We start from the raw sequence: 9,211 nt of genomic DNA on the forward strand, positions 1-9,211 counted from the left end.
ACTCAGCTTTGCACGTTGAAGTAGGAGCGTGACGTAGGCGGTGGCAAGGACGGATGATGCCGATTACGGACTTCTTGTCGTGTACGCGCGTGTTCGACGAGTTCGAGTCGCTGTCACCAGCACAACGTCATCACGCGAAAACCTACGCCACCCGTCTTGTTGCGGCCAGCAACAAGACCGTGGCGGGTATCGCACGCGAAGTCCTTCCAGCTCAGGGGAAACGCGCCCTCAACAAGTTCCTCACCCAGTACGACTGGGACGAACAGGAGTTCAACCACGAATGCCTCGAAGAGCTTCAGAAACACGGTGAAACGCGCTGGTCACAGGATGGCTACATCATCCTCGACGATACGATCACCGAGAAAGCCGGGGACGAAGTCCCCGGCGTCGGCCGATTCTACGATCACGCTGAAGGCGACACTGTCTGGGGCCAAGACCTCATCTACGCGTTCTACGCTGACGACAAAACCGCCTATCCGCTCACTTTCCGCCTCTACGAACAGCAAGACGACGAGGACGATGACCACGATACCAAATACGATCTAGCCCGAGAGATCGTTACCGAACTCGAAGAAGAGGTAGGTGTGCCTGCGGACACCTACCTCTTCGACTCGTGGTTCGCTCACGACTCTGGCCTTCCCAAACACATCGAATCCTACGACAAGGACTGGATCGGCCCGCTCCGGAGCAATCGACAGGTGACCTATGGTGGCGAAGAGATCCGCGCCGATGCGCTTGCAGAGCGCATCGACACGGACGAGCGTGATGTTGATGACGACACCTACCACATCTAGACGAAGAAGCTTCCCGTCTCCCAGCTGGGAGACGTGAAGCTGGTCATCGCCGAGAAAGAGACCGACGCAGACGAAGAGAACCCGGTCAAGTACCTCGCTACGAACAAAATCGACGCCCCGACCGAGCACGTGATTCGCTCCTACGGAATGCGATGGCGCAGCGAGACGTTCTTCGAGGACTCGAAGCAGGATCTCGGCCTAGGAGACTGCGAGATGCAGATCAACGAAGGTGCCAGTCGGCACTGGCACCTTCTGATGGCTGCCTACAGTCTCGTTCGTCTTGATCCTGAGTCGAGCGCCTTGGGGACGGTTCGCTCGAAAGCGTCATCGCTTCGAGCGAACCTCGAACACTCCCTGAAAGAAACCGTGTACAATCTCCTCTCGTGGGTTCGAGACAACGATGATCGTGGCGTCGATGACCTTATGGAAGAGATCGACCACCTCTTCGTTCACTCAACCGCCGCTAACGTGCAAAGCTGAGTAACCAAGAGAGGTATCCCACCATTAACCTAATTCAGTTAACACAAGGAGGGTGAAACAACATCATATTTTATCACTCAGTACGTTAGTTGGTGACTCAATGCGCCGACTTACGATTAGCCTCACAGACACCCAACACACGGATATCGAGCGTGCGGTAGAAGAAGAGCACGGTCCAAATAGTAAGTCGGAGTTCGTCAGAAACGCGATCGAGGACTATCTTCAAACGATGAGCGGTGGACAATCCTCACAGGAACGGTACGCGGAAGCTCAATCCCGAATTAGTCGTTTAGAGAAAAAGAATGTCGAGTTGCAGGATGAGCTCCACGAAGTTACTGACAGAATTGAGGAACTGAAGTCGCAGAACGAGTCATTGCGGGAATCACTGACTGAGAAACGGAAACAAAATCGCAAACTGGAGGAGGAACTAGAGATTGCCCACAGTCAGATACAATCCGTGAATAGGGAACAGATTACAGCGAAGGAATTAACGGAAATCATCAGCCGTCGAAAGAACCAGCACTAGAGGCCTCAGTAGGCGTCAAGTAGTCGCAGCACAACGTCTAGGTCGATATCGCCATTCCCTTCATATATTTGTTTGAATTCGTTGGGAGTGATACGCCCAGCGTCCAGAAGTGCCCAAGCCTCACCGCTCGTGATATCTTCCCCCCGTCGTAATTTCTCTATTGCAGCCTCAAGATCAACACTCTCCTTGATGTCGACCGTAATGTCTACTTCCACGTCGACCCATTCATCCTCGTACATCTGTGGAAATACTGATTCAACATTCCAAATTGCAGACGCGACTGGTCGCTTGGCATCTGCATCTTGCTCTTTGAGCCCGATGTATGCAAATTGGATCATATCGACAATAGAGTAATACAGATCCACATCCCCGGAGGGACCATCTTCGCCAACGTTCAGATCTTCAAAAATCAGATTTCGATCCCGCGTCTGCATATGTCGGAGCAATGGGAAATCAAGGAGCGCATTGCGGACTCGCTTTCTAATTCGGTGACGTTTCTGTGTTTCAGTGTGTTCGTTGATGTCAGGTTGTTCTCCGAGAAGGTACTCTCGATCTTTTTTCGTCAACATCCCCCGATCCCGCTCAAGGTGGCGTTCTTTATCCATACCTCTTGCACACTTTCGTATTATAAATAAACCCTGTGCCAGTGTCTTAAATACCCGAATTTGGTGGATAGAGAGACCATAGAAATACGAATCCGGTGCTTTTCTATCCTGATTGACTATGAGGTTATATTCGTATGCGGCTGATTTGGGTAGTGATATTCACAGTATCTGTATATATTTACGATTGTAGCGAACATACATTTAACAATTATACTATTGTGAACACTACCCGTGTTATGAATCGACGAACACTCCTCACGCGTGGGGCAGCAATCGGTACTGCTGGTGTCGTGTCTGGATGTCTGGGTACAGGGTCACAAAGCAACGCAGCACAAACAGGCTCAACGGCAACTTCTGGAAGCAACAGCGGAACTACTGGAGACAGTGGCGGTCAATCCAGTCTTGAATTCACGGTCGCAGGTACCCCAAACAAGAAAATCAACGACTGGGACTCCGTAGCACCCTTTTCAATGTGGGAGCTCAAACGGCGGTTAGAAGAGCGAAGTAGCTCTCTTGGTGTCTCTGTCGTTGGGGGCGGAGAGCTTTGCAGTGAATCAAACTGTGGTGCCAAAGTCTCCAGTGGGATTATCCCTGTCGGGTCGAACTCGATGGGGAACTCGACAAAATTCTTCCCGGAAAACGACATCTGGCTCCTTCCGTACACCTTCCCAAGTAAGGTCTCGCTCCCCTATACAATGTTTACCGAGGAAAGTTGGGAGCGCTACTGGGTTCCGTTCGCGAAAAAGTACGGTGTTGTCCCGATCGATATTGACCATCCTCCTCTCCATCGCCACCTCTACATCGGGAAAGGATACGACGCGTCGAAGCGGCTGAAAACGCCTAGTGATATTGAGGGGCTCAAACTCCGCCGAACGTATAGCCAGATCGCGTCGACAGCGCTCGATACATGGGGTGGGTCTCCTGTTACACTCCCGTGGGGTGATACGCTCCAGGGTATGAAATCCGGTGTCGTCGACGGAATGGAGACCTTCTCGTCAGTCGTTGTCGCGTTCAAAATGGCACCAGTTATTGATCAGGTGATCCTCAATAAGTGGTCCGCGTCGACAGCGCTCCTTTATGCTCGCGTGGACTGGCTGAAACAGCTCTCCACAGAGCAGCGAAGCACCCTCGCTTCTGTGACCAAATCGGTCTCTGAGGATGTGGTAAAGCTGTCCGATGAGGTCGCTAACAAGCGAGTGGGCGAGAGTTCGCCCCCACCAGAAGGCTCTGGCTTTGCAGAGAATGGGGTTCGAGTAAACACCTTGACCGACGCTGAACTGGAGCAATGGAAACAGCCTGTTTCAGCCAAGGAAAACAAGGATCTCTATAGCCGGACTATCGACAAAGTCTCGCTGTGGGACGAAGGATTCCACAACTATCTCTGGGACACCGCGCGGTCGAGTTCTGTTCCCGAGAAGCCAGCCGACTTCTCTATCGATGCGTGGTGGAACGATTACATCGACGAAATATAGGCCGAGGTTGCTTCATACAGATGTCCTACTTAAATTCGGATACCACTCTCTCGAAGACGACTAGTTTGCTCAACAAGCGATTTGAAGGATATGTCGGTGTGACAATGCTGATTGTCTATTCGGCAGTCATCCTTGTCAATATCCTCCTGCGGACATTCACGGAGCAAAGCCTCATTTGGAGCCAAGATGTCGTCCTTGGTCTTTTTATCTGGATGTCGTGGCTAGGCGTCGCGTATGTCATCCACCAAGGCAATCACATCAGATTCGGACTCGTTGTTGAGGATCTTTCGCCTCGTGCGACGTACGTCGTGTACTGGCTTGAATGGGTCTCCTGGCTCCTTCTCGCAGGGCTTGTTGTCGTTTTCTCTCTTGAGGTCACCCAGAACTATATGTCGGCCGGTGCGGTGATCTCTGGGACACCAATTCCACAGTATCTGCTGTATGCCTCTATCCCTGTTGGGTTTTCACTGATATTGCTCCGGGTCGTCCAGCAGATGGTGACTGTTACTCTTCGATATCGTGCTGGGGAAGAGATATCGATCGGCACCAACTTTGGAGGTGAAATGTAGATGCTCTCTAATATCGAAATCATCGTTCTGCTCACCCTCCTGAGTGTCATTCTCTTTGTGGTTGGCGTTCCTGTACTGCTCGTATTCAGTAACTGGGCGATCGGATTCAGTCTATTCGCATCACGGCTTCCCGTCCAAAATATCGCGATCGTCCCGTACGAGCAACTCAATAGCTTCCCGTTCGCCGCAATTCCGCTGTTCATCACGCTCGGCGCATTGATCAACGAATTTGGCATATCCAGGGACATAATCAATTTCACGCGGTCATTTGCTGGACGTCTCCCGGGAAGTACCGCAAACACCGCACTCTACACGTGTGCAGTGTTCTCTGCGATCACGGGATCCAACTCTGCGACCACGGCTTCTGTTGGGAAAGCTCTTCAACCAGAATTAGAAAAAGAAAATTACGATCCAGATTTCGCCGCCGCAACGATTGCCTCTGGCGGTACTCTGGGCATCATTATCCCACCGAGCGTGCTCTTTATTCTGTATGGCATTACGTTCAGTGTCTCCGTCACTGATCTCTTCCTTGCTGGGCTCGTCCCGGGGCTGTTTATGCTTGGGGGACTCTCAGTGGTCTCAAGCTATCTCTCGTATTCACGTGGCTACGGACGTGAGTCGGAAACAACCAGCTTAGTGAACGTTGTCCGGTCTGCTTGGGATGCTAACGTGGCTATCTTTGCCATCGTGATTCTCCTTGGTGGCATTTATGCTGGGTTCTTCACTCCAGCAGAATCAGCTAGCGTCGCTCTCGCGTACCTACTCGTTGCTGGTGCCGCTGGAAAGCAAATAAAAAGCGTAGGACAACTCTGGAATGTCCTCCTCAGTGCCGTCGTACTGACGGGAGTCATCATTCCTGTATTTATTACTTCAGCGATGGTCCAACAAGGCCTCTCGTATCTCGGTCTCCAGGATGTAATCGCCAATGCGGTGATCGGCCTACAGCATCCGATACTCATCGGCCTTGGGATGGTATTGATTATGCTCTTTACGGGTTCAGTACTTGCATCTGTCCCAAATATGATTATTACCGCTCCGCTTCTCGCTCCTGCTGCAGCACACCTTGGTCTTTCACCGATTATGTGGGGTGTAATATTTATGATAAGTGATGCTATCGGATTTATCACTCCTCCCTACGGACTCAATCTTTACATTATTAGTGGTATTACTGATCTCGATTATACGACAGTAGCGCGTGCAGCTCTGCCATATTTGGCGACACTGACCGCGGTTTGGATTTTCTTCTTCACATTCCCTGGCGCGAATCCGTTCCCCTGACATCCATAGATGCCCTCTAACTCTCATCCAGACTGGTGGCAAAAAAACGAGCAGCTGCGATCAGAATTGGGCCTCCCACCGTATGAACCGCCACGGTTCAGTGACGGAATCTACGTTCATAACGTGATTCCGGAACTCGAAGAGCAGTGCAACTGTGAGATCCGACTGATTGGCCGAGACACTCGCTATGGTGATGAGTGGCGCGTTGAAGCGGATGGTGAGTTGCTGTTTGAGATCGGGCGGTCCCGAACCAAATCTGGAAACACCGTTTATGAATGTTCTGCTGAAACTTTCCGTTCGATGGTAGCTGAATCGATGCCTGGTGTCTGACTAGAATCCTTATCGATTCGTATGAATTCTTTATTTGTGTATACCCAAGGTGCCGAATGAATACACATAATCTGTATATCTAAACGGTTTCTGTAGAAAAAGTACTATATTAATCTAGCTATATCTTGTTTCTGTATGTCACGGCTTCAGTTACCACGTGCAGAAAGCCAGTGCAAGCCTCTCAATGGCTGCAGCAACCGTATCTGGCACCGAGATCAGTTTGCTCCTTCCGTGACCCAGTTGAGTACAGTTTCTGAAAGCAATTGTCTGTAAAGTAAACAATGTCACAAAGTACCTCAGCGGATGATAAACCCGCCATCCTCGAACAAGAAACTCTCGTCGATACTGACGTCCACTTGGCGATCGCGCCAGACGAACTCCGGCCGTATATCGACGACCCGTATGCCAAGCGCTTAGAATCAACTCGAATTACAAGTCCACTTCCGCGTGACGGGTGGGACCGGACTCTGTTCGGCAAGATCGATCAAAAAGAAGAACTAGAGAATGTCTCTACAGCAGAACGGTTGCAAGAATCTCTCTGTGAGGAGTTCTATGTTGATTATCCAATAATAAACACCTTCGCTCTCATCACGAGACTGCCTGAATCTGACTTCGCTGTTGCCTTGATGGAGGCATACAACGACTTGTTATTGGATCAATTCCTAGATGAATACGACCATTTCTATGGGATGGCGACTCTGACGTCCCAGAAGCCACACCGAGCTGCAGAAGAAATCGAGCGGCTTGCAGATGAAGATCAAATTGTTGGTGCATATATCCATAGCACGGGTCCTAATCCGCCTCTGGGTGACTCCGCTTATGACGTTATTTATCGGGCTGCGGAGAAGAACGATCTCCCCATTGCGTATCACGCCAGTGTAAATGGGTTTATGTATGAGTTCCCGCGTCAGAATCAGTCTCTAGAGCGTTTCCTTTCTACGCACGTGCTGGCCCACGCGTGGAGCCAAATGCTGACTCTCACAAGTCTGCTGGTGAATGGAACACCGCAAAAATTCCCGGATTTGGACTTCCTCTTCCTAGAAGCAGGGCTTGGATGGGTTCCATATATGATGTATCGGCTTAATAAAGAGGTCTCCATCCGACGGAGCGAGGCCCCGCTCTTAGAGAAAAGCCCAGAAGAGTATATTCGTGATCAGTTTGCGTTTGCGAGTCAGCCGATCGGCGAGCCAAACAACCCCTCGGATATGTCTGATCTGATTGATATGATCGGAACTGAATCACTGGTCTTTGCGAGTGACTATCCCCACTGGGACTTTGACCATCCGGAAGCACTAGACAAACACCTCCGACGGCATTTCGAGGCGGACGAGCGGAAACAGGTCCTTCATCAGAATGCTGCCGACCTACTGAACCTGAATATCTAATTGCTATGGGCGAACACGTAATCGGTACGACTGACGAGATCGACGAAGGAGAGCGAGTTATCGTACAACTCGAAGGTCGAGAGGTTGCTGTCTTCAACCGGGAAGGATCATACTTCGCGTATCTCAATTGGTGTACCCATCAAGGAGGTCCGATCTGTGGTGGGCCACTGACAGGTACGAACGAGGCGTGCTTCGATAAGGACACCTTGGAAACGACATTCAACTGGACCCGAGAAGGGGAGATACTCAACTGTCCTTGGCACGGATGGGAATTTGATATTGAGTCGGGTGAGTGTCTTTCTCGTCAAGGGTCGGACCTCCTCTCGTTCCCTGTTACGGTAGATGATGACGAAATTATTGTTGAGCTGTAAGCTCTGTAATAATACTCCGAGTCATCATCTATGCTCGAAGCTCTGGACCCATTCTTTCACCGCTGAACTAAAGGAATGATGCACAGTTTGAGTTATTCGATACCAGAGCTGGTACGTGGGTTAGCGCTGCTCACAGCCTCAGCACTCGTCGCCAAACTTCTCACCGTCGTCGTTCCTCTTCCCGCACTGCTGGTGGCTGTATTCATTGGAATTCTTCTCACGAACCTCGTCGCGCTCAACCAACAGACACAGACCGGACTTCAGATCTATAAACCGTGTCTTAAAGCTGGAATTGTTTTGATGGGTGTTCAATTCACACTCTCAGATGTGGTTGCTGCTGGACCACGTATTGTCCTGCTTGTCCTTCTTGTTATTCTTCTTTCCCTCGGTGTCGTCGAACTGCTGTCTGCGCGTGGGTTTGGCTTACCAAGTAAATTCACCTCCCTCCTTGCTGCTGGTATCGCTATCTGCGGCACCTCAGCAATAGCCGCTGTCGCTGGTAGCATAGACCCTAAAGAAGATCATATAGCATACGCGATTGCTACTGTCCTAATTTTCGACACTGTAGCTATTCTAGTCTTTCCTCCGCTCGGCCGGTTCCTCAATCTTGCTCCAAATGTCTTCGGGGTGTGGGTTGGTTTGAGTATGTTCAGCACTGGCCCCGTCGCAGCGGCTGGGTTTGCGTATGCCGATAGCGCTGGTCAGTGGGCGACGCTCACCAAATTAACTCGAAATATGTTCATCGGGATTGTGACAACTGCATATGCATTCCGGTACATCGACTTCGGTGATGATATCGACATTCCATCCTTGCTTAGTGACGCCCGGAAGCAGTTCCCGAAGTTTGTACTCGGATTCCTCGGTATGATACTTCTGACAAATGTCGTACAACCACCAGCACCGCTCATCGATGTTCTGGCCCGCGCTTCTGAATGGCTCTTTCTGTTAGCGTTTGCCGGCTTTGGAATCCAAATCCATCCTCACAACCTTCGACAAACCGGCTTCGTCCCGCTGATCGTGGGCTTAATCAGTCTCCTTTTAATTTCTATTGCCTCACTTCTGCTTCTCAATACTGCCTTCTAAATTCCAGAACCAGACCATATTCACAGCCGCCTACATCATATGTATGGGCGGAACAGTCAAGCTAAGCAGAAATGGTGTAACCATATCTCCCAAAATCAGTACCTCACAAGGCGTCGCCAGCTAACCCGATCTGAGCTCACCAGTCTGTCCTGATGAGCCGTTGGTAGCGAGCAAGTGACGCTGGGAAAAGAGGAAGCGGTCGCTGTCGGCGGCGGTCAGCCGCCGACGCGACAGCGTTGCCACTCACGTGGAGGCGTGCTCGGTCGGTGACTACCGGTGGAACCGGTCGTCAGGTGGCCGGTTTGCGGGGACGGCCCG

At 50.9% G+C, this 9,211-nt stretch carries 8 protein-coding genes and 1 pseudogene; 8 read left to right on the plus strand and 1 reads right to left on the minus strand.

Annotated features, from left to right (window positions below):
• Positions 1–53: 53 nt before the first annotated feature.
• Positions 54–1,274, plus strand: a pseudogene (locus NO347_RS17095) (IS701 family transposase).
• A 100-nt stretch (positions 1,275–1,374) separates the two neighbouring features.
• Positions 1,375–1,800 (plus strand): hypothetical protein, encoded by a 426-nt coding sequence (locus tag NO347_RS17100; protein ID WP_256290919.1) that lies wholly within the window; start codon positions 1,375–1,377, stop codon positions 1,798–1,800.
• Positions 1,801–1,805: 5 nt separating this feature from the next.
• On the opposite strand, the gene NO347_RS17105 is transcribed toward NO347_RS17100, so the two are convergent.
• Entirely contained in the window at positions 1,806–2,405 is a 600-nt protein-coding gene (locus NO347_RS17105; protein WP_256290920.1) for a DUF8102 family protein, read from the minus strand.
• Positions 2,406–2,875: 470 nt separating this feature from the next.
• On the opposite strand from NO347_RS17105, the gene NO347_RS17110 reads away from it, so the two are divergent.
• The 6 genes from NO347_RS17110 to NO347_RS17135 all read left to right on the plus strand — a co-directional run bounded on the left by NO347_RS17110 (position 2,876) and on the right by NO347_RS17135 (position 8,893).
• Positions 2,876–3,877, plus strand: a complete 1,002-nt coding sequence (locus NO347_RS17110) for a TRAP transporter substrate-binding protein (RefSeq protein ID WP_256290921.1) — start codon at positions 2,876–2,878, stop codon at positions 3,875–3,877.
• 104 nt (positions 3,878–3,981) lie between these two features.
• Positions 3,982–4,446 (plus strand): TRAP transporter small permease, encoded by a 465-nt coding sequence (locus NO347_RS17115; protein ID WP_256290926.1) that lies wholly within the window; start codon positions 3,982–3,984, stop codon positions 4,444–4,446.
• Positions 4,447–5,724, plus strand: coding sequence for a TRAP transporter large permease (locus tag NO347_RS17120; protein WP_256290922.1), 1,278 nt, complete (start codon positions 4,447–4,449; stop codon positions 5,722–5,724).
• 611 nt (positions 5,725–6,335) lie between these two features.
• Positions 6,336–7,439, plus strand: a complete 1,104-nt coding sequence (locus NO347_RS17125; RefSeq protein WP_256290923.1) for an amidohydrolase family protein — start codon at positions 6,336–6,338, stop codon at positions 7,437–7,439.
• A 5-nt stretch (positions 7,440–7,444) separates the two neighbouring features.
• Positions 7,445–7,810, plus strand: coding sequence for a Rieske (2Fe-2S) protein (locus tag NO347_RS17130; protein ID WP_256290924.1), 366 nt, complete (start codon positions 7,445–7,447; stop codon positions 7,808–7,810).
• Positions 7,811–7,888: 78 nt separating this feature from the next.
• Positions 7,889–8,893, plus strand: coding sequence for a YeiH family protein (locus tag NO347_RS17135; protein WP_256290925.1), 1,005 nt, complete (start codon positions 7,889–7,891; stop codon positions 8,891–8,893).
• The last annotated feature ends 318 nt before the right edge of the window (positions 8,894–9,211 follow it).

This window comes from Halobellus inordinatus, from assembly GCF_024464655.1.
Taxonomy (GTDB): Archaea; Halobacteriota; Halobacteria; order Halobacteriales; family Haloferacaceae; genus Haloquadratum; species Haloquadratum inordinatus.